General features: G+C 65.5%; 21 protein-coding genes and 3 tRNA genes. 13 read left to right on the top strand and 11 right to left on the bottom strand.

The genetic code is table 11. The features are described from left to right. The first annotated feature begins 8 nt into the window (after positions 1-8). Genes paaE through paaK form a run of 5 tightly spaced genes read left to right on the top strand, consistent with a single transcriptional unit; the run spans position 9 to position 5433 of the window. Complete coding sequence (paaE, locus tag KW836_RS25840) at positions 9-1097, top strand: 1,2-phenylacetyl-CoA epoxidase subunit PaaE (RefSeq protein WP_175124707.1); 1089 nt, start codon at positions 9-11, stop codon at positions 1095-1097. Positions 1098-1144: 47 nt separating this feature from the next. Next, a complete protein-coding gene (paaN, locus tag KW836_RS25835; protein WP_218345129.1) occupies positions 1145-2809 on the top strand; it encodes a phenylacetic acid degradation protein PaaN in 1665 nt (554 codons plus the stop codon). Between the two features lie 15 nt (positions 2810-2824). After that, entirely contained in the window at positions 2825-3613 is a 789-nt protein-coding gene (paaG, locus tag KW836_RS25830) for a 2-(1,2-epoxy-1,2-dihydrophenyl)acetyl-CoA isomerase PaaG (RefSeq protein WP_175124705.1), read from the top strand. Next, on the top strand, positions 3613-4083 hold the full coding sequence (gene paaI, locus KW836_RS25825; RefSeq protein ID WP_056569414.1) for a hydroxyphenylacetyl-CoA thioesterase PaaI: 471 nt from the start codon (positions 3613-3615) through the stop codon (positions 4081-4083). Before paaG ends, paaI begins: the two co-directional genes overlap by 1 nt. Positions 4084-4119: 36 nt before the next feature. Next, positions 4120-5433: a phenylacetate--CoA ligase PaaK gene (gene paaK, locus KW836_RS25820; RefSeq protein WP_175124704.1), complete on the top strand. Its 1314-nt coding sequence runs from the start codon at positions 4120-4122 to the stop codon at positions 5431-5433. 59 nt (positions 5434-5492) lie between these two features. Here paaK and KW836_RS25815 read toward each other — a convergent pair whose 3' ends face one another. The 6 genes from KW836_RS25815 to radC all read right to left on the bottom strand — a co-directional run bounded on the left by KW836_RS25815 (position 5493) and on the right by radC (position 11622). Continuing rightward, positions 5493-6893, bottom strand: a complete 1401-nt coding sequence (locus KW836_RS25815) for an MATE family efflux transporter (protein ID WP_218345128.1) — start codon at positions 6891-6893, stop codon at positions 5493-5495. Beyond that, a complete protein-coding gene (locus tag KW836_RS25810; RefSeq protein ID WP_175184332.1) occupies positions 6890-8620 on the bottom strand; it encodes a glycosyltransferase family 39 protein in 1731 nt (576 codons plus the stop codon). Before KW836_RS25810 ends, KW836_RS25815 begins: the two co-directional genes overlap by 4 nt. Positions 8621-8744: 124 nt before the next feature. Continuing rightward, positions 8745-9011, bottom strand: coding sequence for a type B 50S ribosomal protein L31 (locus tag KW836_RS25805; RefSeq protein ID WP_008164119.1), 267 nt, complete (start codon positions 9009-9011; stop codon positions 8745-8747). 221 nt (positions 9012-9232) lie between these two features. Next, the gene (gene kynA / locus KW836_RS25800) at positions 9233-10081 is read right to left on the bottom strand and encodes a tryptophan 2,3-dioxygenase (protein WP_056567541.1); all 849 of its coding nucleotides are present in this window, start codon (positions 10079-10081) and stop codon (positions 9233-9235) included. A gap of 144 nt (positions 10082-10225) precedes the next feature. Continuing rightward, positions 10226-10852, bottom strand: a complete 627-nt coding sequence (kynB, locus tag KW836_RS25795; protein ID WP_175184432.1) for an arylformamidase — start codon at positions 10850-10852, stop codon at positions 10226-10228. A gap of 92 nt (positions 10853-10944) precedes the next feature. Then, entirely contained in the window at positions 10945-11622 is a 678-nt protein-coding gene (radC, locus tag KW836_RS25790) for a DNA repair protein RadC (protein WP_175124701.1), read from the bottom strand. Between the two features lie 50 nt (positions 11623-11672). On the opposite strand from radC, the gene KW836_RS25785 reads away from it, so the two are divergent. From KW836_RS25785 to maiA, 3 genes are read left to right on the top strand one after another with little or no spacing between them, the layout of a single operon-like run. Continuing rightward, the gene (locus KW836_RS25785; RefSeq protein ID WP_175184333.1) at positions 11673-12149 is read left to right on the top strand and encodes a peptidylprolyl isomerase; all 477 of its coding nucleotides are present in this window, start codon (positions 11673-11675) and stop codon (positions 12147-12149) included. Continuing rightward, a complete protein-coding gene (gene ispH, locus KW836_RS25780; protein WP_175124699.1) occupies positions 12149-13126 on the top strand; it encodes a 4-hydroxy-3-methylbut-2-enyl diphosphate reductase in 978 nt (325 codons plus the stop codon). Before KW836_RS25785 ends, ispH begins: the two co-directional genes overlap by 1 nt. Before the next feature lie 49 nt (positions 13127-13175). Then, the gene (maiA, locus tag KW836_RS25775) at positions 13176-13820 is read left to right on the top strand and encodes a maleylacetoacetate isomerase (protein ID WP_218345127.1); all 645 of its coding nucleotides are present in this window, start codon (positions 13176-13178) and stop codon (positions 13818-13820) included. Positions 13821-13831: 11 nt separating this feature from the next. On the opposite strand, the gene KW836_RS25770 is transcribed toward maiA, so the two are convergent. The 4 genes from KW836_RS25770 to KW836_RS25755 all read right to left on the bottom strand — a co-directional run bounded on the left by KW836_RS25770 (position 13832) and on the right by KW836_RS25755 (position 17563). Continuing rightward, complete coding sequence (locus KW836_RS25770; protein ID WP_175124697.1) at positions 13832-15277, bottom strand: DegQ family serine endoprotease; 1446 nt, start codon at positions 15275-15277, stop codon at positions 13832-13834. 83 nt (positions 15278-15360) lie between these two features. Further along, positions 15361-16689 carry an ATP-binding protein gene (locus tag KW836_RS25765; protein ID WP_218345126.1) on the bottom strand — a complete coding sequence of 443 codons (1329 nt, stop codon included), beginning with the start codon at positions 16687-16689 and terminating at the stop codon, positions 15361-15363. After that, positions 16686-17345, bottom strand: a complete 660-nt coding sequence (locus KW836_RS25760; RefSeq protein ID WP_218345125.1) for a response regulator — start codon at positions 17343-17345, stop codon at positions 16686-16688. The genes KW836_RS25765 and KW836_RS25760 overlap by 4 nt, the downstream gene beginning before the upstream one ends. Before the next feature lie 142 nt (positions 17346-17487). Further along, a tRNA-Thr gene (locus KW836_RS25755) sits at positions 17488-17563 on the bottom strand. Between the two features lie 213 nt (positions 17564-17776). Between KW836_RS25755 and KW836_RS25750 the strand changes: the two genes are divergently transcribed. From KW836_RS25750 to KW836_RS25740, 3 genes are all read left to right on the top strand, one after another. Then, a tRNA-Asn gene (locus KW836_RS25750) sits at positions 17777-17852 on the top strand. A 129-nt stretch (positions 17853-17981) separates the two neighbouring features. Then, complete coding sequence (locus tag KW836_RS25745; RefSeq protein ID WP_218345124.1) at positions 17982-19031, top strand: GTP-binding protein; 1050 nt, start codon at positions 17982-17984, stop codon at positions 19029-19031. A gap of 101 nt (positions 19032-19132) precedes the next feature. Next, entirely contained in the window at positions 19133-20038 is a 906-nt protein-coding gene (locus KW836_RS25740; RefSeq protein WP_218345123.1) for a LysR family transcriptional regulator, read from the top strand. 796 nt (positions 20039-20834) lie between these two features. On the opposite strand, the gene KW836_RS25735 is transcribed toward KW836_RS25740, so the two are convergent. Further along, positions 20835-20911 (bottom strand) — tRNA-Met (locus KW836_RS25735). Positions 20912-20974: 63 nt separating this feature from the next. Between KW836_RS25735 and scpB the strand changes: the two genes are divergently transcribed. Together scpB and rluB are read left to right on the top strand one after the other, a co-directional pair. Continuing rightward, on the top strand, positions 20975-22252 hold the full coding sequence (gene scpB / locus KW836_RS25730) for an SMC-Scp complex subunit ScpB (RefSeq protein WP_218345122.1): 1278 nt from the start codon (positions 20975-20977) through the stop codon (positions 22250-22252). 35 nt (positions 22253-22287) lie between these two features. Continuing rightward, positions 22288-24159, top strand: a complete 1872-nt coding sequence (gene rluB, locus KW836_RS25725; RefSeq protein WP_218345121.1) for a 23S rRNA pseudouridine(2605) synthase RluB — start codon at positions 22288-22290, stop codon at positions 24157-24159. The last annotated feature ends 286 nt before the right edge of the window (positions 24160-24445 follow it).

Below are 24445 nucleotides of genomic sequence, written 5' to 3'. Positions count from 1 at the left end.
GTTTCGAGATGAGCCAGAACCAATTCCATGCTTTGAAGGTGGCGTCCGTGGCGCGCAATACGCGCGATGCCGTGGTCGTGACCTTTGATCTGCCCGACACGCTGACGAACGAGTTCGCCTTCCTGCCCGGCCAATACCTGACGCTGCGCACCCAGCTCAATGGCGAAGAACTGCGCCGTTCGTATTCGATCTGTTCGGCGCCGCACGACAAGCTCTTGCGCGTGGCGATCAAGAAGGTCGACGAGGGCGTGTTCTCGAGCTGGGCCAATCACGAATTGCAGCCCGGCCAGACCCTGGAGGTCATGGCGCCGGCGGGCAACTTCACGGTGGACTTCTCGCCCGAGAACCAGCGCCACTATGTGGCGTTTGCCGTGGGCAGCGGCATCACCCCCGTGTTTTCGCTGGTCAAGACGGCGCTGTCGACCGAGCCGCGCAGCAAGTTCACGCTGTTTTTCGGCAACCGCGCGTCGTCCGCGGTGCTGTTCCGCGAGGAAATCGAGGACCTGAAGAACCTGTACATGGACCGCTTCTCGCTGGTCTACGTGATGAGCCGCGAAACGCAGGACATCGAGCTCTTCAATGGCCGCCTGGATGGCGACAAGGTCGACCAGCTGATGTCGGCCTGGATGAGCCCCGAGGATATCGATTACGCTTTTGTGTGCGGTCCGCAGACCATGACCGAGAGCGTGGTCGAACGGTTGCAGGCGCGCGGCATCCCCAAGTCGAACATCAAGTTCGAACTCTTCGGCGCACCCAAGGGGCCGCGCGCGCTGCGCACTGGCCAGGACGCCCCGCAGGCGCCCGGCAAGGGGCAGTGCGAAGTCACCGTGGTGCAGGACGGACACAGCCGCATGTTCGTCATCGACAAGAACAAGGACAGCGTGCTGGATTCGGCGCTGGCGCAGGGCATTGAACTGCCGTATTCGTGCAAGGGCGGGGTGTGTTCCACCTGCCGTTGCAAGGTGATTGAAGGCGAGGTGGACATGGACGCCAACTTCGCCCTTGAAGATTATGAAGTCGCGCGCGGGTTCATCCTGAGCTGCCAGAGCTTCCCGGTCAGCGACCGGCTGGTCATCGACTTCGACCAGGAAACCTGACCCGGCGCGCGCCAGGCAAGCATTCAAAACTTATTGGAGAGACGAGCGTGTCCCAGAAATTCTTCGAACGTCACCAGCCCCTGCTGGAACAATCCCTGGCTGCCGCCGCGCTGCGCGGTTACTGGAGCCCGTTTGCCGAGTCGCCCAGTCCGCGCAACTACGGCGAGACCGCCAACGACGAAGGCCGCGTCGCCTTCGAAGCGCTTCAGGGCAAGCCCTTTCCGCTGAACCTGCATGATGCCGACGGCGTCGTGGGCGGCGAAAAATCTCCCTATGGTTTCGACCTGGGCATCACGTATCCCCGCGTGCCGGCGGACAAGCTGATCGCCGCCTCCAAACGCGCGCTGGAAGACTGGCGCCGCGCCGGTCCCCACGCCTGGGTGGGCGTGTCGCTGGAAATCCTGGCGCGCCTGAACAAGCTCAGCTTCCAGATCGCCTACGCGGTCCAGCACACCACGGGCCAGGGCTTCATGATGGCCTTCCAGGCCGGTGGCCCCCACGCGCAGGACCGCGGCTTTGAAGCCGTGACCTACGCCTGGCAGGAAATGTCGCGCATCCCGGGCATCGCCGTCTGGGAAAAGCCGCAGGGCAAGAACGATCCCATTCGCATGGAAAAGCAGTTCACCGTCGTGCCGCGCGGCGTCGCGCTGGTGATCGGCTGCTCGACCTTCCCGACGTGGAACGGCTACCCGGGCCTCTTCGCCAGCCTGGCGACGGGCAACACCGTCATCGTCAAGCCGCACCCGGGCGCGATCCTGCCGCTGGCCATCACCGTGAAGGTGGCGCGCGAAGTGCTGCAGGAAGCGGGCTTCGATCCCGACGTCGTGCAACTGGCCGCGCACGAGGCAGGTGACGACACTGCGCAGAAGCTGGCGCTGGACCCGGCCGTCAAGATCGTTGACTTCACCGGCAGCACCGCCAACGGCGACTGGCTCGAAAACAATGCGCGCCAGGCTCAGGTCTACACCGAGAAGGCCGGCGTGAACCAGGTCATCATCGATTCGACGAACGACCTGAAGGGCGTGGCCCGCAACCTGGCGTTCTCGCTGGCCCTGTATTCCGGCCAGATGTGCACCGCGCCGCAGAACATCTACGTGCCGCGCGACGGCATCAACACGCCGGAAGGCCGTGTCAGCTTCGACGACGTGGCCGCCGCGCTGGGCGTGGCGCTGGAAAAGGTGGGCGCCGACGCCGCCAAGGCCGTCGAGCTGACGGGCGCCATCCAGAACGAAGGCATCGTCGAACGCATCGAGAAGGCTCGCGCGCTGGGTCTGCCCGTTGTGGCGGACAGCAAGACGCTGGCGCATCCCCAGTTCGAAAACGCCCGCGTGCGCACGCCGCTGCTGCTGCGCACCGAGGCCGGCAATGCGGCGCTGGGCCAAGAGTGGTTCGGCCCCATCGCGTTTGTCGTCGCCACGGATTCCACCGCTCACAGCATCCAGCTGGCGCGCGACAGCGTCATCAAGCACGGCGCGCTGTCGCTGTCGGCCTACACGACGGATGATCGCGTGGCCGAGCAGGTGCAGGACGCCGCCGAAGTCTCGGGCGTGTCGCTTTCGCTGAACCTGACGGGCGCGGTGTTCGTCAACCAGACCGCCGCCTTCAGCGACTTCCACGGCACCGGCGCCAATCCGGCGGCCAACGCCGCGCTGTCGGACACGGCGTTTGTCTCGAACCGCTTCCGCGTGGTGCAAACCCGCCGTCACATCTAAGCCGGGCGATCGCAGATGAGCTATCAGGATATTCAATTCGACCTGTCCGGCGGCGTTGCGCGCCTGACGCTGAACCGCCCGGACAAGCTGAACAGCTTCACGGCCAACATGCACGCCGAAGTGGCCGACGCGCTGACCCGCGTCGAAACCGAAGGCGCGCGCGTGCTGGTGCTGACCGGCGCGGGCCGCGGCTTCTGCGCCGGCCAGGACCTGAGCGAGCGCAAGCCCGCACCGGACGGCACGCCGCCCGACCTGGGTGAGACCGTCGACAAGTTCTATGGCCCGCTGGTGCGCCGCCTCAACGCCTTGCCCATGCCCGTCGTGGTGGGCGTCAATGGCGTCGCGGCAGGCGCGGGCGCCAATCTGGCCTTCGCGGGCGACATCGTCATCGCCAAGGCCTCGGCCAGCTTCATCCAGTCGTTCTGCCGCCTGGGCCTCATCCCCGACACGGGCGGCACGTTCGTGCTGCCGCGTCTGGTGGGCCGCGCGCGGGCCATGGGCCTGGCGATGCTGGGCGACAAGCTCAGCGCCAAGCAGGCAGAAGAGTGGGGCCTGATCTGGCAGTGCGTGGCGGACGAGGAATTCGATGCCACGCTGGACCGCCTGGCCACGCACTTCGCGGCCGCGCCCACCAAGGGCCTGGCGTTCACCAAGCGCGCGCTGCAGGCCAGTTTGGGCAATGACCTGTCCACGCAGCTCGACCTGGAACGCGACATGATGCGCGAACTGGGCCAAAGCGCGGACTACGCCGAAGGCGTCGCCGCGTTCCTTGGCAAGCGTGAACCGCAGTTCAAGGGGCAATGATGAGCGTGCACGTTCCCCCCGTTGAAGTGCCGACCGACCCGCAGGCGCTGGCGCAGGCCGTGGGCTCGGTGATGTATGCCGGCGATGCGGCCACGCAAGGCCTGGACATGAAGATCGAGGAAATGGCGCCGGGCTATGCGCGGCTGACCATGCGCGTTCGGCCCGACATGCTGAACGGCCACAAGACCTGCCACGGCGGTTTCATCTTCGCCCTGGCCGACAGCGCGTTCGCGTTTTCATGCAATTCGCGCAACGTCAGCACGGTGGCGTCGGGCTGCACGATCGACTATCTGGCGCCGGGATTCGAAGGCGACCTGCTGACCGCCGTCGCCCAGGAGCGTTCGCTGGCCGGCCGCACCGGCGTCTATGACGTCACCGTCACCAATCAGGATGGACGCAACGTGGCCTTGTTCAGGGGGCGTTCCTACCGCATCAAGGGCCAGATCGTCGGGACGCCCACGGACGCCTGACTGCTGCACCGTACCAAAGAGAAGAGAGACATCATCATGCCCAACACCATGAGCAAGCCGGGACTGGATCCTATCGAGCATGCCAGCCAGGACGAGCTGCGGGCCCTGCAGCTCGATCGCTTGAAGTGGACCCTCAAGCATGCGTACGAAAACGTCCCGCACTACAAGAAGGCGTTCGACGAAGCCGGCGTGCATCCCGACGACCTGAAGCAGTTGTCGGATATTTCGAAGTTCCCGTTCACGACCAAGAAGGAACTGCGCGAGAACTATCCGTTCGGCATGTTCGCCGTGCCGCGCGAGCGCATCTCGCGCATTCATGCGTCCAGCGGCACGACCGGCAAGCCGACCGTGGTCGGCTACACCCAGGGCGACCTGGACAACTGGGCCAACCTGGTGGCGCGCTCCATCCGCGCCGCAGGCGGCAAGCCCGGCGATACCGTGCACGTGGCCTATGGGTACGGGCTGTTCACCGGCGGCCTGGGCGCGCACTACGGCGCCGAGCGCCTGGGTTGCACGGTCATTCCGATGTCCGGCGGGCAGACCGAAAAGCAGGTGCAGCTGATCAATGATTTCCGTCCGGACATCATCATGGTCACGCCTTCCTATTTCTGCAACATCCTGGAAGAGCAGCGCCGCCAGGGCATCGACCCGCGTCAAAGCTCGCTGCGCATCGGCATCTTCGGCGCCGAGCCGTGGACCGGCCAGATGCGTGCCGACATCGAAGCCGAAGCGGGCATCGACGCGGTCGATATCTATGGGCTGTCTGAAGTGATGGGCCCGGGCGTGGCGAGCGAATGCGTCGAGACCAAGGACGGTCCGGTGGTCTGGGAGGATCACTTCTACGCCGAGATCATCAACCCGGATACCGGCGAACCGGTGGCCGACGGCGAACCGGGCGAACTGGTGTTCACGTCGCTGACCAAGGAAGCGATGCCGATCGTGCGCTACCGCACGCGCGACCTGACCCGCCTGTTGCCGCCCACCGCGCGCAGCATGCGCCGCATCGGCAAGATCACCGGCCGCAGCGACGACATGCTGATCGTGCGTGGGGTGAACATGTTCCCCACGCAGGTGGAAGAACTGGTCCTGAAGATCGCGCAGCTTGCGCCGCACTATCAGCTGGTGCTGTCCCGTTCGGGCAACATGGACGAACTGGAAATCCTGACAGAAGTGCGCGCGGAGTTCTCGGGCCTGTCCGACGCCGAACGCGCCAATCTGGGCAAGCAGCTGCAGCATGCCGTGAAGACGCACATCGGCGTGAGCGCGCGGATCCAGGTGTCGGATGCCGGGCATGTCGAACGCACCTTGACCGGCAAGGCACGCCGGGTGATCGACAAGCGTCCGAAGTAGAGGGCGCGTCCCTACGCAAAAAGGCAGCCAACCGGCTGCCTTTCTTCATTTCGCGACCTTTATCGCCCCACCGTCCGCAGTATGCGCCGATACCAGAGGTGCAGCAGGACCGCCGACAAAGCCAGCCCGAACATGGCCATCAGCCACATGCTGCCGGCCCCCTGCGGCGAGCCCGGCACCAGCACTTCGCGCAGACCGTCGATGCCGCCCCGGCCGGGACCAAACCCAAACCACCAGCCCCCAACCAGCCCCACGCCCGCCAGCGCGACCGTCTGCAGGATCAGCGGCACGACCGCGATCTTGTACGCGCGCAGCAGGTACGAGTTGATGCACTGCATCGAATCGAACAGGTGAAAGAGCGGCAGCACGGCAAGCAGCGTGGTTGCGACGGCGGCAACCGCGCCGTCGTCCGTGTACGCGGCCAGGATCAGCGGACGGCCGATCAGCAGCACCGCAGCCGTCAGCAGCGCGCCGATCAGACCCAGCGCCAGACCGGCCATGCCGGTGCGATGGGCGTGCGCATAATTGCCCGCGCCGATGGCCTGCGCCGTCAGCGCGGCGGTCGCCACGCCCAGCGCCATCGGCATCATGTAGCAGAGCGCGGCCAGGTTCGACATGATCTGATGCCCGCCGGTCACGAAGGTGCCCTCGCGCGCCACCAGCAGCGCCATGAACGTGAACGCTGAGACCTCGACCAGGTACGAGCCGCCCATCGGGATGCCCAGGCGCAGCAGTTCCTTGAGCGCCTTCCAGTCCGGCTTGCCGATGCGAAGCTGGAAGCGGCGGTAATACCGATCGTGCGTGATCACCCACAGACCCAGGCCCAGGCTCATCCACGACACCACGGCTGTCGCCAGCCCCGCGCCGGCCGCGCCCATCGCCGGCAGGCCCAGCTTGCCGTAGATGAAGAGCCAGTTGAACAGCGCCTTGAAGCCGATGATGGACAGGTTGATGGCCATGACGAGCTTGGGCCGCGACACCGCTGTGCCCAGCGCGTAGATGGTGCGGAACACCAGCGCGGCGGGCAGGGCCAGCACCAGTGCCTGCAGGTACGACGCGATGCGGTCGCGCACGCCCGGGGCGACGTCCCCCGACATGAAGAGCCACATGTCCGGAAACAGCATCAGCGCGGCGCCCACGACCGACAGGCCGAGCGCCAGCCACACGCCCTGGCCCCAGCTCTTTCCGACTTCCGCGTTGTTGCCGGCGCCGAACTGCTGCGCCAGGATCGGGATCAGGGCGTGCACGACACCCATCAGGCCGACGAAGACGGTGATGTAGATGGAAGCGGAAAGCGCCATTGCCGCCAGATCGTCGGGGCTGGAGTGTCCCGTCATGGCGGTGTCCAGCACCCCGAAAGAGATGCTGGCCCACTGGCTGATGAGGACGGGCCAGGCCTGCCTGGCGATGCCGCGCAGGGTGGCGCCGAAGGTCATCGGCGCCCCGATCGCGGCGGTCATGGCTTGACGCCGGTTCGCAGCAGGCGGAAGACTTCGGAACGGTCGGCGCGGCGGCCGCCTTGCCAGAGGACTTCGGCGCCTTCGCTGTACGCGGCCGTGCCGTCGCGCAGGCTCTGGTTGGTGGTCTGTTGCAGGACCAGCGTGCAGCGCGTGTCGAACGGGAACGACAGGTTGTTGAAGATCAGGAACGAGGCACGCTGGCCGCTGCCCAGGCTGAGCCCCCGGATGCACTCGCCCGGGCGCTTGTGCTGCGCGATGGCCTGGGCCAGTTGGCCGGACACCGTGCGATAGCTGCGTGCGTAGTCCACGGCAGGTTGCCACAACAGCACGAGCAGGATCCACGTTACGGTCAGGCCGCCGGCCGACAGCACGGTGCCGCGCCACAGCGCCTGGGGACGCACGCGCAGCCGCCAGACGACCAGGACGATCCACCCCAGGGTGAAGAGCAGCGCCAGCGCAAAGGCGACCCACGAGATCACGGGTTCATAACCGGTGGTCTGGCGGGCGATGTTGCGAGAAATCTGCGCCGGCCACTGGAAGTGCAGGGCCACCCAGCCGAGCCAGGCGGTGGCCACCGTCAGCGAAAAACACATGACGGCAAACCAGTCCAGCGTGTTCACCACGCCGCGGCGCAGCGTGGGCAGCGAGAACGCGCCCAGCACCGCGCACGGCACGGCCAGCAGCACGAATTCGGAATCGCTGGCCTCATCCACGAAGAACAGGATCACCGCCGAACACACCAGCAGCATCAGCGGCACCCAGATGTGCGGCGCGTAGATCCAGGCGCGCCACCGCCAGATCGCCAGCAGCGCCAGCGGCCAGGTCGGCCACAGGTACCACGGCAGGTCGCGTAGCGTGCGGGCGGCGTCGTGCAGGCCAGGGATGGCGAAGGACGACAGATTCCAGGTCTTCCAGTTGCGGATCCAGTACTCGCTGCCCTGGCTGGCGGGAATCCACCAGGCAAGGATCAGACCGGTTGCCAGCACCGCGGCCCACAGCATCCAGCGCTTGCACTTCCAGAGCTGGCTGCGCGGATAGAAGGCCAGCGCCACGCCGACCATGATGGGCAGGGCGCCCACCCAACCGCGCGTCAGGAAGCTGGCAGCCAGCGCAATGCCCAGCGTGGTCGAGCCGGTGACGGGACGATCCACCGTGCGCGCCAGCGAATAGAACGCAAGCGCCTGGCATGCCATGATGGCGGGGATGACGGTGGTTTCGTGGGTGCGCTGCAGGATGCCGACCGTGGCAAGCAGCAAAAGGAGGGCGGCGTCGGCCAGCATGCGGCCGTAGTCGCGCGGTTCGGGTTCCCCGCCAAAGGGCAGCGCCAGCGGCTGGGCTTCGGCCCGGCGGCCGAGCAGATACGTGCCGTACCAGACGCTCGAGGCCGTGATGCCGAACCACAGCAGATTGGGCAGGCGGCCGGCAGTGATGTCCCCGATGAACGGCCCGAACAGCCAGATGCTGATGGCGCCCACCCAGGTGATCAGCGGACCTTCCTCGGCGTGGGCCAGGTGCCCCACCTGCGGCAGCAGCCAGGTCAGGCCGCCTTCGCGGATCGCGGTGATCATCGTCGCCAGTCCAACGGCGTCGTCGGTTTTCCACGGGTCGCGCATGAACAGCCCGGCCACGATGTAGGCCAGGGACAGGCCCAGCAGGATAAGGCGGGGCAGTTTTGCGGTGGCTACCGACGTAAGCCGGGCCGGCGTGGAAATGGAAAGTGGGGACACGGGCGTTAATGTAACCGAGTGGTCGGGATGCGCCACCCCCTGACCGGCCTTCTGGCGTCGAGGGGGGAAAAAAAAGCAGCCCGAAGGCTGCCTTTTTGCTGTGACTCCCGTAGGAGCAACAGGATCAGGAAGCGGACTTGACCGTGCCAGCCGTGCGGGCGAAGCGGGCGCGGAACTTTTCCACGCGGCCGGTTTCGACGATGCGGGTCTGGGCGCCAGTGTAGAACGGGTGCGATTCGGAGGTCACGTCGCACTTGAAGAGCGGGTACGTCTTGCCGTCGAGTTCAACGGTTTCGCGCGTTTGGACGGTCGAACGGGTGATGAACTTGTTGCCCGTTTGCAGGTCGGCGAAGACGACTTCGCGGTATTCGGGGTGAATGCCTTCTTTCATGGTGCTTTCCTAGACTCGGTCGAGTCTTTTTCAAGAGTTAGGGTCGCCAGCTACAGCTGCCTGGTTCCGCTGCCGCGGTTCGCTACCAAATCTTGGCGCGACAGGCGCTAGCCACGTATCCAAAAAGTAACCCCGCATTCTAGCACGCGATGCTGCCTGCGGCCAGCCGCAAATGGGCGCCCGGGCTGTCATGCAGCCCGGGTTTCAGCGCGACGCAAATGTCAGAGATCCGTGCGCAGTTTCCAGATTTCCGGAAACAGCACCACTTCCAGCATGCGCCGCAGGTAATCCACGCCAGACGTGCCGCCCGTGCCCCGCTTGAAGCCGATGACGCGTTCGACCGTCGTAACGTGGCGGAATCGCCACAACCGGAAGGCGTCTTCCAGATCGGTCAGCTTTTCACCAAGCTGGTAGAGCGCCCAATAGCGGTCCGTGTCGCGGTAGACCGTCAGCCAGGCGGCTTCGACCGCCGCCGACGCCTGATACGGCTGGGTCCAGTCGCGTTCCAGGTGATCGGCCGGAATATCCAGGCCGTTGCGCGCCAGCAGGCGCAGCGCCTCGTCATACAGCGACGGGGCCTCGTAAGCGCTCTGCACCTGGGCCAGCAGGTCGGCGCGGTGCGAATGCGGCTTGAGCATGGCCGCATTCTTGTTGCCCAGCAGGAATTCGACCTGGCGGTACTGGTAGCTCTGGAATCCGCTGGAGCGCGCCAGATAGGGACGCAGCGCAGAGTATTCAGGCGGCGTCATGGTTGCCAGCACGTCCCAGGCGTGGACGAGCTGCTCCATGATCTTGCTGACGCGCGCCAGCATCTTGAAGGCCGGCTGCAGGCGGTCCTCTGCGACGCTGGCGATCGCGGCCCGCAGCTCGTGCAGCATCAGCTTCATCCAGAGCTCGCTGGTCTGGTGCTGGATGATGAACAGCATCTCGTTGTGCTCGGGCGACATCGGGTGCTGGGCGCCAAGCAGTTCATCAAGATGCAGGTAATCGCCGTAGGTCATGTCGCGCGCGAAATCGAGTTGCGCCTTTTCCTGGTGGACGATGTCTTCGGGGCGTTCGTTCTGGCTCATGCGCGGCCTCCGTGGCAGGGCGGCGCGGCGCGGCGGGCGGATGCGGGCAGGGCGCGCCAGTGGGGCGCGAATAGGAATTGCATGGTCGATTCTCCAAGCGGGGCGGCTGCTGTCGGGCAGCCGCGCCCGGGCCGGCAAATCAGCCTACAGTTCGCGCAGGACCGCGCGGACCGGGCTGGCATCGGCCTGGATCAGCGCCAACGGCAAGGCGATCAACTCGTAATCGCCTTCCGGCACGTCGTCGAGCACCAGGTTCTCCAGTACCCGCATGTCGTGCCGCAAGATCGTATGGTGGCTGTCCAGGGTCTTGCTGGAAGCGGGGTCGATGCTGGCGGTGTCCAGACCGATCAGCATGACGCCGCGTTCGGCCAGCCATTCGATGGTCTGGGGCGCGTAGGCGGAGAAGTCATCCGTCCACCAGTCCTGCGCGGCGTGCTTGGCGGTGCGCACCAGCACGCGGGGCGGCAGGTTGTGCGCCGCATGGGCTAGATGGTCGATCGTGATGAGGTCGCCGCAGTCGATCGCATGGATCACGCGGCAAGGGCCCAGGAAGGGTTCAAGCGAAACCGCGCCGATGGCTGCGGCCCCGTTCTGGTAGTGCAGCGGGGCGTCGGCATGCGCGCCGATGTGCGGCGACATCGTGATTTCGCTGACGTTGACCGGACAGCCGGGCGTAACCGTCCACTTCCATTGCTGGCGGTACGGCGTGTCGCCCGGAAAGACGGGAGATGCCGTCGAGACGGGCGGGGAAATGTCCCACAGGCGTTTCATGGCGGGCAAGGAAAGGTCGCGAGGGCCGGAATTAGGTTAAGCCTAAAACAATATCGGGCGGTAGTCTAACGGAATTCCGGCGCTTGTTGCGGTCAGAGGCAGCCCAGTTCAGCCAGCGACACCGCCGAGCCTCCCGCGACGATCAGGTGGTCGATCAGTTTGATGTCCACGAGCGCCAGGGCTTCCTTCAGGTGCCGCGTGAAGCCGTGGTCTGCCGCGCTGGGCGACGCCACGCCAGACGGGTGGTTGTGCGCCACGATGAGGGCCGCCGCGTGGTGGCGCAAGGCCTCGCGCACGACCTCCCGCGGGTAGACCGCCGCCTGCGAGAGCGTGCCCCGCGCCAGTTCGCCCGTGGCGATCAGGCGCAGCTGGGCGTCCAGGTACAGGGCGATGCAGTGCTCCACTTGCAGATGGCCGAGCGCCGCCTTGCAATATTGTTTCACTCGGGTGGGGTGGTTCATGGCGGTGTCCCGAACCAGGTCTTCTTCCATGGCGCGGCGGGCCAGTTCCAGCAGCGCCGCCAGGGTGCAGGCTTTGGACGCCCCCAATCCGGCGATGGACATCAGGTCCTGGGGCGAGGTGCTCAGCAACCCGCGCAGCCCGCCGAACCGGTCCAGCAATTGACGGCACAGATCCACTACATTCAGCCCTGGAATCCCCGTGCGCAGCGCGACGGCCAGCAGCTCGGCATCCTGGATCGATGCGGCCCCGTGACGGAGCAGACGCTCTCGGGGACGGTCTTGTTTTGGCAGCCGGACGGACAATTTCATAAGAGGCTCTAAAATCAGGGTTTACTCAAATACCCATACGGTGGCAGATCGTGAGCATCGCCTCTAATGAAGTGAACGTTTTGGTCCGTCCGGATTCCTACCTGACGCTGCATTACCGCATCACCCTGGCCTCGGGCCCGGGGGCGGGTTCCGTGTTCACCGACACCTTCGACGGCCGTCCCGGCACGTTGCAAATGGGCGGCGGGCAGTGGGCGCCTGGCCTGGAGGCCGCGTTGGTCGGCCGCGCCGAGGGCGACAAGTTCAGCGTCACCATCGAGCCGGCAGACGCCTACGGCGACCGCAATCCCGAACTGATCCAGCGCGTGACGCGCGCCATGCTGGCGCAGCACGCCGGCGAGGACGCCACGTTCGAGCCCGGCGACCTGGTTGAATTCACCGCGCCCAATGGCGGCCGCTATTCGGGCGTCCTCAAGGAAATCAACGACGAATCCGCGCTATTCGATTTCAACCACCCGCTGGCAGGCATCAGCCTGAAAGTGGACGTGGCGCTGCTGGGAGTGCTTTGATGAGCCAGGCTGTCACCGCCTCCGACGCCGAAGTCCTGCTGGCGCAGCCGCGCGGCTTCTGTGCAGGCGTGGATCGCGCCATCGATATCGTCGAACGGGCCATCGAACTGCACGGCGCGCCCATCTACGTGCGTCACGAGATCGTTCACAACCGCTACGTCGTGGAAGACCTGCGCGCCAAGGGCGCCATCTTCATCGACGAGCTCGACGATGCGCCCGCGGGCGCCATCGTGGTGTTTTCGGCGCATGGCGTCTCCAAGGCCGTGCGCGCTGAAGCGGAAGCGCGCGGGCTGCAGGTCTTTGACGCCACCTGCCCGCTGGTCACCAAGGTTCACATCGAAGTCGCGCGCATGCGCGCCGCCGGCCGCGAGATCATCATGATCGGCCACAAGGGGCATCCCGAGGTCGAAGGCACCCTGGGCCAGGCGCAGGGCGGCATGTACCTCGTCGAAACCGTCGAAGACGTCGCCAGCCTCGAAGTCACCGATCCCGAAAACCTGGCCTACGTCACGCAGACCACGCTGTCGGTCGATGACGCGGCCGCGGTGTCGCAAGCGCTGAAGGCGCGCTTTCCCAGCATCGCCGAGCCCAAGAAAAGCGACATCTGCTACGCCACGCAGAACCGGCAGGATGCGGTCAAGATCCTGGCGCCGGAATGCGATCTGGTGCTGGTCGTGGGCAGCCCCAACAGCTCGAACTCCAATCGCCTGCGCGAAGTGGCCGAGCGCAAGGGCGTCGCGTCCTATCTTATCGACGGCGCGGAATCCATCGACCCCGCCTGGCTCGTCGGCCGCAAGCGCATCGGCGTGACCGCGGGCGCCTCGGCGCCGGAAGTGCTGGTGCAGCAGGTGATCGCGCGCGTCAAGGAACTTGGCGCCGTCTCGGTGCGCAAGATGCCGGGGCTGGAAGAAAACGTCGCGTTTCCGCTGCCCAAGGGCTTGTCGCGCAAGGCGGCCCAGACCGAATCGCTGGAATGAACAAGCGCCGCCCACGCGGGCGGCGCCACAAGAATACCGAGGAGACACCATGCAGCTTTACAGCTACTTCCGCAGCTCGGCCGCGTATCGCGTACGCATTGCCCTGAACCTGAAGGGCCTGCCGTACGAGACCGTGCCGGTTCATCTTCTGAAGGATGGCGGCCAGCAACTGTCGGCCGGCTACCGCAAGGTGAACCCGACCGCGCTGGTTCCCACGCTGGTCGATGGCGATGCGGTCATCGGCCAATCGTTGGCGATCATCGAATACCTGGAAGAAACGCACCCGGAAACGCCGCTGCTTCCTGCCGACGCCATCGGCCGTGCGCGTGTGCGCGATCTGGCGCTGGGCATCGCCTGCGATACGCATCCGCTGAACAACCTGCGCGTGCTGAAGTATCTGAAGCACACGCTGGGCGTGGATGAAGCGGCCAAGACGGCCTGGTACAAGCACTGGGTGCATCAGGGTCTTGAAGCGTTGGAAGCCCAACTGGCTGCTTCCCGCGCCACGGGTCAGTTCTGCCACGGCGACACGCCGACCATCGCGGACCTGTGCCTGGTGCCGCAAGTGGCGAATGCGCAGCGCTTCGAGTGTGACCTGTCGGCCATGCCCAATGTCCTGCGCATCGACGCGGCGTGCCGGGCATTGCCGGCATTTGAGGCGGCCGCGCCGGGCAAGCAGCCCGACGCGGAGTGATGCCCGGCTGATCAGCCGATCTGCACCGGCACGAAGATCTTGTCTTCGCCGCGCTGCACCAGCAAGGCTACGGTCTTGCCCGCCTTCGACAACTCGGCCTTCACCTGGCCGACGTTGTGCACCGGCACCCCATTGAGGGACAGCAGCACGTCGCCGGGCTGAATGCCAGCCTTGGCGGCGGGGCCTGCAGAACGCTCGATGAGCAGGCCTTCCGCACCCGACTCCTGCTGCTCCTGCGGGCTCAGGGGGCGCAACGCCAGGCCAAGCTGGCCGCGCTGCACTTCCTGGCCGTCGGCCGACGCCTGGGTCTTGTCCTTGGGCACGCCACCCAACGTTGCGACCATCTCCTTCTGCCCGCCGTTGCGCCATACGTCCAGCTTGATCTTCTCGCCGGGGGCGGCCATGGTGATCGTCGAAGCCAGGTCGCCGGAAGACACGATGGTCTTGCCGTCGATCTTGCGCACAACGTCGCCCGGCTGCAGGCCGGCCTTTTCGGCGGCGCTGCCCTTTTCGACGCTCGACACCAGTGCGCCCGACGGCGAATCCAGCTTGAACGAGTCGGCCAGATCCTGATTCACTTCCTGCACCGTCACGCCCAGGCGCGCATGCTGCACCTTGCCGTGCTCAAGGATCTGGTCCTTGATCTTGTAGGCCAGGTCGATGGGAATCGAGAACGACAGCCCCTGGAAGCCGCCGGTGCGGCTATAGATCTGCGAGTTGATGCCCACAACTTCGCCGCGGTCGTTGAACAGCGGGCCGCCCGAGTTGCCGGGGTTCACGGCCACGTCGGTCTGGATGAACGGCACCGAGGTGTCGTCCGGGAGCGAACGGCCCTTGGCGCTGACGATGCCGGCGGTGGCGGTGTTCTCCAGGCCGTAGGGCGAGCCGATGGCCAGCACCCATTCGCCCACCTGCAGCTTGTTCACGTCGCCCACCTTGATGACCGGCAGGTTCTTCGCCTCGATCTTGATGACGGCGACGTCGGTCTGCGGGTCGGCGCCCAGGACCTTGGCCTTGTATTCGCGGCGGTCGGTCATCTTCACGGTCACTTCCTTGGCGTCCTGGACCACGTGCGCATTGGTCAGGATGATGCCGTCGGAACTGACGATGAAGCCCGAGCCTTCGCCGCGCATCGGGACTTCACGAGCCGGCGCGCGGCCACGAGCGCCGGGCACCTGGCCAAAGAACTGCGCGAACGGGTCGTCGCTTTCGGCGGCCGACACCTTGCGCGTGCCGCTGACGCTGATGTTGACGACGGCCGGACCGGACTCGCGCGTGATCTGCGCGAAGTTGGGCGGCACGGACGCGCTGATCGGCTGGGACGCAGCGGTGGCGGCGGGGGCTTCGGCAGCCATCGAAACGCTGCCGGTCAAGGCGGTTGCGCCTGCGCCGCCAATGGCGCCGGCTGCCAGCAGCGCCAGGACGAGGCGCGAGGGTTTGATTTGCGTGGTCTTCATGTCGGCTCCTGCGATCATGTTGGGAACATGGCGCTATCTTCGGGCCGCACACTTAGGGGAAACTTAAGCGGGAGAAATCCAGGCTAAGCGGGAAAATTGACGCGCGCCCGCAGGCCTTGGCCGGACGGCGCGTCTTCAAGGGTGATGGATGCGCCGTGGCGGTCGGCAATGGTGCGTGCGATGGCCAGTCCCAATCCGCTGCCATGGGTCGTGTTGCCTTCGGCCCGGTAGAAGCGGTCGAACACGCGTTCGCGCTCATGGACCGGGATGCCGGGTCCCTCGTCGTCGATCATCAGCGAAATGCGGCCCGGGCCGTGGTCCAGGCGCATCCCGATGCGGCCACCGGCAGGCGAGTGCTTGATCGCGTTGTCCAGCAGATTGCGCACCAGCAGCACCAGCGCATCGCGATTGCCCTGCATCTGCGCTTGCGTATCGCCGTCCAGCGTGACGTCGATGGATTTGGCGTTTGCTTCGGGCAGTGTCTCGGACAGCGCCTGCCGCAGCACGTCCGCCAGATCCACCGGCGCCAGCGGCGTCTGCTCCTGGGCGCCTTCCTGGCGCGCCATCGACAGCAACTGCTCGACCAGCCGCGTCGCGCGGTCGATGCCGGCAGTCAGGCGCTGTTCGGCAAGCTGGCGCGCGGCGGGGTCTGCTGCGCGCTGCAGCGCCTGCATCTGCAGGCGCAACGCCGCCAGCGGCGAGCGCAGTTCGTGCGCCGCGTCGCCCACGAATTGCTTCTGCTGCGCAAATGCGCCGCGCATGCGTTCGAGCAGCAGGTTCAGTTCCTGCACCAGCGGGCGGATTTCATCAGGCAGCCCGCGGACGCTGACGGGCGACAGATCTTCGGGCTGGCGAGCGGCCACCTGGGCGCGCGCGCGCTTGACCGGACGCAGCGACCAACTGACGACGCACCAGATGATCAGCATCAGCAGCGGCGCGGCGGCGGCAATCGGCGCGACGGTGCGCAGCGCAAGGGCGCTGGCCATGTTCTTGCGCACGCGCATGTCCTGCGCCACCTGAATCACCTGGAAGGGCGTGGCCAGCGAATACACGCGATAGGTTTCGCCTTCCAGCTTCGCGTCGGAAAACCCCAAGACGATCTGGCTGGGCAGGCGCAGGCGCGAGCGTGAGTTGAAGACGCGCAAGCCGTCCGGCGTCCAGATCTGGATGATGAGGTCATCGGCAACCGGCGATCCGGCGCCGCGCGCATGTGTGGGGCCGGTGCTCAGCAGCCCGTCGCCGGTGCCCAACGACAGGGCGGTGCGCTGCAGCAGCGAGTCGAAGATGTCGTCGGCCTGCGCCAGGGTGCTGCGGTAGGCGATTGCGCCTTGCACCAGCGCACCGACCGCAATGGCGGCCAGCAGAAAGAAAAGCAGCCGGGCTCTCAGCGAATAGCTAAGCGGAATGCTCATGTTTTGGGGATGACATAGCCGACGCCTCTGACGTTCTGGATCAGGTTGGGACCCAGTTTCTTGCGCAGGCCATGAATATAAACCTCAACGGCATTGCTGCTGATGCTGTCTTTCCAGCTATAGAGTTTTTCCTCGAGCTGGGCGCGCGAGAAGATCATGCCGGGCCGCGCGATCAGCGGTTCCAGTACTGCCCATTCGCGCGCGGTCAACGCCACTGGCGCGCCGTCGACCATGGCGGCGTGCGATTGCGGGTCGATGGTGACGCCGTCGTGCTCGAAAATGGGCTCGGCCCGGCCCGCGCTGCGGCGGATCAGTGCCCGCATGCGCGCCAGCAGTTCGTCTACGTCATAGGGTTTGACGATGTAGTCGTCGGCACCTGCGTCCAGCCCGGCGATCCGGTCGCTGACCGCGTCGCGCGCAGTGGCGATGAGCACCGGCGTGCGGTCCTTGCGGGTGCGCATGTCGCGCAGCAGCGTCAGTCCGTCCCGCTTGGGCAGGCTCAGGTCGAGCAGTACAAGGTCGTAAGGATCGGTGCGCAGCGCGGAGTCCGCCGCGCTGCCGTCCCGAACCCAATCGACGGCGTAGTGTTCCGCGCGCAGGCAGTCCAGTACGCTTTCGCCGATCATCATGTCGTCTTCCACGAGAAGAATGCGCATGGTTTATTCCGCTGGGATGGTCCAAGGGGGTTGGATGCACGGCGATCAGCGCGAGTTCCCGGCCGGGGGTGGCGGGGTGGGGCTGAGGGCGGGCAGGGATGAAATGAAAAAAGCAGCCCGAGAGGGCTGCTTTTTGGAAATCTGGTGCCGGCAATAGGAGTCGAACCTACGACCTTCGCATTACGAATGCGCTGCTCTACCAACTGAGCTATGCCGGCAAGACCATTTGCTTTTGTTTCTGGACCAAGCCGGAAAGCGCTAGCAAAACATCTTTTTTCTTCCAGTTCGTCGGCTTTTTTAGGGCCCGATCTGGAAAGACCGAAACTATATCAGAGTTTTTTCGCGATGGGCAACTAGAAGCGCAAAAAATTCAGAAAAAAACGAGATTTGCATGCGCCGAATTTTTAGTTCATAATTTCGGTCTTGGCAGATCCCCGATAGCTCAGTCGGTAGAGCGACGGACTGTTAATCCGCAGGTCGCTGGTTCGAGCCCAGCTCGGGGAGCCAAAAGAATTTTGGGCCGCTCACGCAAGTGAGTGGCCCTTTTGGTTTTTGCGGTGGTGTTCGCGTCTCTGTGCGTGTAGGTCCACAGCATGGGTATTTACCAAGTGCGCATCGACAACTAAGGCGATCGGCATGAATGACGACAAGCGCGGCCGCGATCAAGGCGGGCAGGGCGACCGGCCGGTGCAAGACAAGCGCATCGGTGTCACCGTCATCTCGGGCTTTCTGGGCAGCGGCAAGACGTCGCTCTTGAACCGGCTGCTGCAAGCGCCTGAGTACGCCGACGCGGTGGTCATCGTCAATGAATATGGCGATATCGGCGTGGACCATCATCTGGTGCGTCTGGCGCCGGACAAGGTCGTGCTGGTCGAGGGTGGGTGCCTGTGCTGCGTGGTCAGCGGTTCGGTGGTCGACACCTTGCGTGATCTCTTCATGCAGGCGCTCGCGCGCAAGATCAAGCCGTTCCGGCGCGTCATCATCGAGACTAGCGGTCTTGCCGATCCGGCGCCCATCCTCTTCACACTGAAGCACGAACGCTTTCTGGCCGAGCGCTACGCGTATCGCGGCGCAATCGTCGTGGTGTCGGCTGCGCACGGCGCGGAACAGCTGCGCGCGCAGCCCGAGGCGGCCCGGCAGCTTGCGCTTGCTGATACCGTCGTAATCAGCAAATCCGATCTTGTCGATGCGGCGCAACTGCACGAAGTCGAACTGGCGATCGAGGCCATCAATCCTGGCGCGCGGCACTACGTGCAACGCCCGGATGCCCCGTTGGCCGTTGGCTTGCTCCAAGGGCCGGACCTGCTTGCTCGTCGCGATGGAAAGGTCACGGCAAAGTGGCTTGGCGCATTTTCGTCGTCGGCCGCGGTACGGCATGCGGACGTAAGCAGTTTTTCGCTCACGCTGGAAACGCCGATGAGCCGAGCGGCGTTTCTGGCAGGCGTCGCGCGTATCCAGGAGCGCTACGGGCCGGGCGTGCTCCGGATGAAAGGCATCGTCTGTTTCGCCGGTGAATCAAGTCCGTGTGAAGTGCATGGCGTGCATGGCGAGTTGTATCCGTTGCAGTCCTTGAACGAATGGCCGGATGATGTGCGCGTCTCGCGGCTGGTGTTCATCGTTCGCGGCTTGGCCGTGCCGGAGGTGGCTGCCGCTGTGCGTCACGCTTTGGGCCAATCGTCCGCGTGATTGCGCCGAAGGACCCCGTTTCATTGATCGATATTCCGTTGCGGATGCTGCACGGAAATACGGTATAACCGGTACGGTCTGATGCACTTGCCGAGACAGTGATGGATCGACTGAAAGCCATGCAGGTGTTCGTTGAGGTTGCCGATCGGGGCAGCCTGTCGGCGGCCGCCGTGCATCTGGACATGTCTCGCGCCATGGTGTCGCGATACCTGGCCGAGATGGAGCAATGGGTTGGGGTGCGCCTGCTGCATCGCACGACGCGGCGCCTGAGCCTCACGCCGGCTGGCGCCGAAACCCTGCCGCGCTGCCGCCAGATGCTGGATATGGTCGGCGATCTGCACAGCGCCGTCGCCACACCCGAGGATACGCCGCGCGGCCTGCTGCGCATCACGACGAGCATGTCGTTTGGCGCCCGCCATCTGGCGCCGGCCGTCACCGACTACGTCAAACGCCACCCCGGAACGTCCGTGGATCTGATGCTGGTCGAGCGCGCGGTCAATCTGGTGGAAGAGCGGGTCGACCTCGCGGTGCGCATCACCAATGATCTGGATCCCAATCTGATTGCGCGCAAGCTGGCGGTGTGCCGATCGGTGGTCTGCGCGTCTCCGGAATATCTCGCGCGCGAAGGCGTGCCTGCGCGCGTCGAGGATCTGTCGTTGCGCAACTGCCTGACCCATTCGTATTTCGGCAAGAGTCTGTGGCGTTTCGAGCGCGATGGCGAGCCGGTCGACGTGCCGGTGGGCGGAAGCATCAGTGCCAACGAAGTCTCGGTGTTGTGCAGTGCCGCCGTGGAAGGGGCGGGTGTCGCGATGTTGCCCACGTACTATGCGGCTGAATACATCGCGTCGGGCAAGCTGCAGGTCATCCTGCCCCAATGCAAACCCCAGGAGCTAGGCATTTATGGCGTGTACGCCTCGCGCCGGCAGATGCCCCTGATTTTGCGTTCGATGATGGATTATCTGGCCGAGCGGCTGGGGTCGGCGCCGTGGGACAAGCCGGCGGGCTGAGTGGCGGACGGGTGAGGGGTAGGCCGGCGCGGCGGGTTGGCGGGCCGATAACGGGTACGCCGCAGCTTGAGGCCTGAATAGATGGCGGTATAATTTGCCAGCTTTTAACCCAAAAAATACCTAACAATCGTTCCGGCCTGGTGGCAGGCCGGCGCAATCCAGAGCCCGGCTCGGTTTGCGCAAGGGGGCGAGCCGGTCTGGCAGCGGCGTTTCCGCCGCACGGCAATGGCCGATGCCCGTCGGTTCTAGTCTTTGCTATCAATCTTCGCGGAAAGGGTTGGTGCCGGAGGTTCCGGCGCGTTCCGCGGCCATATTGGCGATAGGCGTCAGCGTTGCTGGTGCCAGCTTTTCCAGAATTTGCTCAGACGTATTGCCGCAGCCGCGCAGCCGCGGCAGGCATTCCGCCTTACGGGCGCCGGCGTGGTGGTTTTAGCGCAGGGCAGCGCCATGAGGTGTGGGCGAGGCGGTAAACAGGAACCCAGTGACAATTTCGCAAGCCAACATTGACTGTTGCGTCGCCGCTTTTGCGGCGGCTCGGTCGTTTGCGGGCGAGCGTCGCGTTGGGAGATCCGCGGGTGGCCGCGCCGAGATGCGTGGATTTGGATTCCGCGGCACCGCTGCCGGTGGCGTCGAAACGAATCACGTCGTTGGTTTGAGTTGCGGTGCGCGATTGAATCGCGGCACGGGTTCGAAGTGCCACGCGGGTTTGAATTGCCACGCCGACCGCTCGATTATTTATTTTGAATCCGGCGCCGCAAATGAAAAAGGCCCGGCGAATGCCAGGCCTTCATCAAATTGGTTGCGGGGGCAGGATTTGAACCTACGACCTTCGGGTTATGAGCCCGACGAGCTGCCAGACTGCTCCACCCCGCGTCTGAGAAAAGAATATTAACCTTATTTCCAACCAAGCGCAAGTTAGCCCATTTTTGAATTTGGATGTCGATGAACGATAGCGAGGCAATACTCGTGCTGGAAACCGCGCTGCTGTGCGCGGTTCAGCCGATGCAGATTTCCGATATGCGCAAGCTGTTCGGGGATGATGAACAATTCGACAGCAGCACGGTGCGCCGGCTTCTGGAGACCTTGCAAGGCAACTGGGCCGACGGCGGGCTGGAGCTTGTACAGCTCGCCTCCGGCTGGCGTTTCCAGAGCCGCCCCAGCATGCAGCGCTACCTTGAGCGCCTCAGCCCTGAAAAGCCGCCCAAGTATTCGCGCGCCGTGATGGAAACGCTTGCTATCGTCGCCTGGCGCCAGCCCGTGACGCGCGGCGACATCGAAGATATCCGCGGCGTGACGGTTTCGTCGCAGATCGTGAAGGCCCTCGAGGACCGCGGCTGGATCGAAGTCATTGGCCACCGCGACGCGCCGGGTCGTCCCGCGCTGTTCGGCACTACGCGCCAGTTCCTTGACGATCTGGGGCTGCGTGCGCTGGACGAGCTGCCGCCGCTGGAAACCGCGCACGCTGCCGCCGCGCTCGCCGGGCTGGATCTGGGCGAAGTGCAGCAGGTGCTGGGCGAGACGCCGGAACCGGCTGATGGCGAGGGCGGTGCGGACGCGTCGCCGGAGCCGGCTGATGGCGAGGGTGGTGCGGACGCGGCGCCGGCGGAAGATGGCGCGCAAGCGGCTGAATCCGGGGCGGACGGCATCGTCCAGCAGGGGGCGGACGCCCCGCAACAAGCGTCGCAAGAAGGCGAAAACCCGCCTGCTGCCGATCCTGATGCCGAATCCTCCGAGATTTTCCCCGTTGCGGAATTGTCTGTTTCGGAAGACGATGTCCCCATAGCGGCCATCGATAGCGTAGAATCCCAGCTTTCGCGCACAGAAGAAGGCGCGGATCCCGCCGACGAATCCATCGTCCGGGAGCAAGCCGAAGGCTTGTCCAATACGCCGCTCTCGTCCGATCTTCCCGACGACAGAGCTGGCAACGACATTTCCGATATGGCCGCCGATGCCTCCGAGGCCGGTGCTGCAAAGGAAAGAGTCGAGAACGCAAAACACGCGGAACCGACTGACCCGACTGACAAGACCGATGCCGAGGCCCCTGGCGACGCCAGGCGTGAGCCCGTTTACGGTCTTGACGAGGCTGTTCAGTCCGAACCCGATGCTGCCGCCGCGGCTTCGGAACAGGCGGACCCCGACCGGTCCGGGTCTGAACCGGATTCGGCGTCCCCAGATGATGACGAGCCTGCTCCCGGCAGGCCTACCCAAGTTTGAAATTCGGAGCTGTCCCAGTGACAACGAATACAGCAATGCAGGACGACACCCCCCGTTCGGATGACGCCGCTGCCGGCGCGCAGCCGGAATCCTCCGCCGCGCGCGAACCGGCCGCCGAGGGCGAAGCCGGCGCCCGCAGCCGCGGCCGCAAGCTGAGGACCCCGTTCCGCCGCCGCCGCGGCGACGCTGCCGCCGAACAGGCGCCCGCCGCCGAAGGGCAGGCCACTGCGCCCGCCGCACCGGTCGAGTCCGTGGACTCCCGGGGTGGCGAGCAGGAAGCCGAGCAGGCGCTGTCCTACCTGGATACGGCTGACCGCATGGAGCAGCGTCTGGGCAAGTACCTGAACAGCGAAGTGGTCATGCCCAAGCTGCACAAGGTGCTGGCCGACGCAGGCATCGGGTCGCGCCGCGAAATGGAAGAGCTGATCGTCGCGGGCCGGGTGTCCGTTAACGGCGAACCGGCGCATATCGGTCAGCGCGTGGGGCCCAACGATCAGGTGCGTGTCAATGGCAAGCCCATCATGCGCACCAACACGAAAAAGCCGCCGCGCGTGATCCTGTATCACAAGCCCGCCGGCGAGATCGTCAGCCACGACGACCCCGGTGGCCGCGCCAGCGTGTTTGCCCGGCTGCCCAAGCTGCGTACCGGCAAGTGGCTCTCGGTGGGCCGCCTTGACCTGAACACCGAAGGCCTGCTGATTTTCACGACGTCGGGCGACATGGCCAACCGGATCATGCACCCCCGCTATGGCACGGAACGCGAGTACGCCGTTCGTGTCCTGGGCGAAATGGACGAGGCGCAGCGCCAGTCGCTGGTCGACGGCATCGAACTCGAAGACGGCTTGGCCGCGTTCGGCGCGCTGGACTACCTGGGCGGCGACGGCAGCAACCGCTGGTACCGTGTCACGCTGCAGGAAGGCCGTAACCGCGAAGTCCGCCGCATGTTTGAAGCGGTCGGCGTCACTGTCAGCCGCCTGATCCGCACGCGCTTCGGCGATGTCGTGCTGCCGCGCACGCTGCGCCGTGGCCGCTGGGACGAACTGGACGCTTCGCTGGTGACCGCGCTGATGGTCCAGTTGGGACTGTTGCGCGATGACGACGATTCGTCGGGCAACCGTCGCCGCTCCAAGCAGCCGCAATCGCACGACAGCGCCTTGCCTCCCGGATTCGGCACGCTCGACCGCAACGGCATGAACGGCGCCCGCATCGGCCGCCGTGGCAAGTTGCAGGGCGGCGGCCTGGGCAGTGCAGGGCAGGCTGCGGCGTGTCCTTCTGATCCTTTCGGCACCGGCCTCATGATCGCCGGTGGTTACGCCAACGGCCACCCGCTCTCGGGCGAACCCGGCCTGGGCAATCGCAAGGGCAAATCGGGTCCGCGCTCCGCGGGCGCCGGCAAGTCCGGTGGCAAGCAGGGCGGCAAGGCCGGCGGCAAGCCGGGTGGGCGCGCGGGCGGCAACGCACGCGGTCCCCGCGCCGCAGCGAACGCCGCGGCCGGCAATCCGATGGCAAGCAGCCCGGTGGCCGGCAGTCCGGTGGCCGGCAATCCGGCAGCGGGCGGCATGGGCGATGCGCCGGCTGGCGCTGGCCGCCGTCCTGGCGGTAAGTCCGGTGGCAAGCCTGGCGGCGGCAAGCCGGCTGGCGGCAAACCGGCAGGCGCGCGTAGCGGCAATCCGGGTCGTGGCGGCAAGCCCGCCGCGGGCGGTCGCGGCGGCAACAAGGCCGAAGGCGCGCGCACCGGCGGCAACAACAAGGGTCCGGGCGCCGGTGGCAAGCCGCGTGCGCCGCGTAGTGGCGGTCCCCGCGCCGACGGCGGCCAGCGTGGCGACGATTGGCAACCCCGCAGCGCTTCGGCTCACGAATCGCGGCTGGGCGTCATGGGCGGTGGCCGGGGACGTCAGGGTCGCTGATCCCCGCAGGGCGGCCCGCAGACTGCGCCGCCGCCCCGCATCCGTCCCATATAAACGTAAGCCCGTGACGAATCAGGCGATTTTCCCGTTTATCTGGTAAAATCAATGGTTTTCATGGCTTCGCGTCATGGCTTTTTGCTGGAAGCACTGGATTCTTTAAGTGCGCTTTACCGCAAAAAGCACGTCGGCTGCATGCTTGTTGGCTGCATTTGGGCCGATCGGGCGTACGGCCTTGTGCTGGCGTGTTGCTGGCTGGCGTGTTGCCGGGCGCTGTTTGCAGCAATCT

Origin of the sequence: Achromobacter sp. ACM05, from assembly GCF_019218915.1 — a bacterium.
GTDB lineage: Bacteria > Pseudomonadota > Gammaproteobacteria > Burkholderiales > Burkholderiaceae_B > Achromobacter > Achromobacter animicus.
Note: the sequence above shows the minus strand (reverse complement) of the source record. Positions and strands in the feature narration are given on the sequence as shown.

Coding starts and splice junctions, on each gene's coding strand:
- paaE (WP_175124707.1), top strand. CDS start 9: ATGAGCCAGAACCAATTCCATGCTTTGAAGGTGGCGTCCGTGGCGCGC.
- paaG (WP_175124705.1), top strand. CDS start 2,825: ATGAGCTATCAGGATATTCAATTCGACCTGTCCGGCGGCGTTGCGCGC.
- paaI (WP_056569414.1), top strand. CDS start 3,613: ATGAGCGTGCACGTTCCCCCCGTTGAAGTGCCGACCGACCCGCAGGCG.
- paaK (WP_175124704.1), top strand. CDS start 4,120: ATGCCCAACACCATGAGCAAGCCGGGACTGGATCCTATCGAGCATGCC.
- KW836_RS25815 (WP_218345128.1), bottom strand. CDS start 6,893: ATGACCGCCGCGATCGGGGCGCCGATGACCTTCGGCGCCACCCTGCGC.
- KW836_RS25805 (WP_008164119.1), bottom strand. CDS start 9,011: ATGAAAGAAGGCATTCACCCCGAATACCGCGAAGTCGTCTTCGCCGAC.
- kynA (WP_056567541.1), bottom strand. CDS start 10,081: ATGAGCCAGAACGAACGCCCCGAAGACATCGTCCACCAGGAAAAGGCG.
- kynB (WP_175184432.1), bottom strand. CDS start 10,852: ATGAAACGCCTGTGGGACATTTCCCCGCCCGTCTCGACGGCATCTCCC.
- radC (WP_175124701.1), bottom strand. CDS start 11,622: ATGAAATTGTCCGTCCGGCTGCCAAAACAAGACCGTCCCCGAGAGCGT.
- ispH (WP_175124699.1), top strand. CDS start 12,149: ATGAGCCAGGCTGTCACCGCCTCCGACGCCGAAGTCCTGCTGGCGCAG.
- maiA (WP_218345127.1), top strand. CDS start 13,176: ATGCAGCTTTACAGCTACTTCCGCAGCTCGGCCGCGTATCGCGTACGC.
- KW836_RS25770 (WP_175124697.1), bottom strand. CDS start 15,277: ATGAAGACCACGCAAATCAAACCCTCGCGCCTCGTCCTGGCGCTGCTG.
- KW836_RS25765 (WP_218345126.1), bottom strand. CDS start 16,689: ATGAGCATTCCGCTTAGCTATTCGCTGAGAGCCCGGCTGCTTTTCTTT.
- KW836_RS25760 (WP_218345125.1), bottom strand. CDS start 17,345: ATGCGCATTCTTCTCGTGGAAGACGACATGATGATCGGCGAAAGCGTA.
- KW836_RS25745 (WP_218345124.1), top strand. CDS start 17,982: ATGAATGACGACAAGCGCGGCCGCGATCAAGGCGGGCAGGGCGACCGG.
- KW836_RS25740 (WP_218345123.1), top strand. CDS start 19,133: ATGGATCGACTGAAAGCCATGCAGGTGTTCGTTGAGGTTGCCGATCGG.
- scpB (WP_218345122.1), top strand. CDS start 20,975: ATGTCGATGAACGATAGCGAGGCAATACTCGTGCTGGAAACCGCGCTG.
- rluB (WP_218345121.1), top strand. CDS start 22,288: ATGCAGGACGACACCCCCCGTTCGGATGACGCCGCTGCCGGCGCGCAG.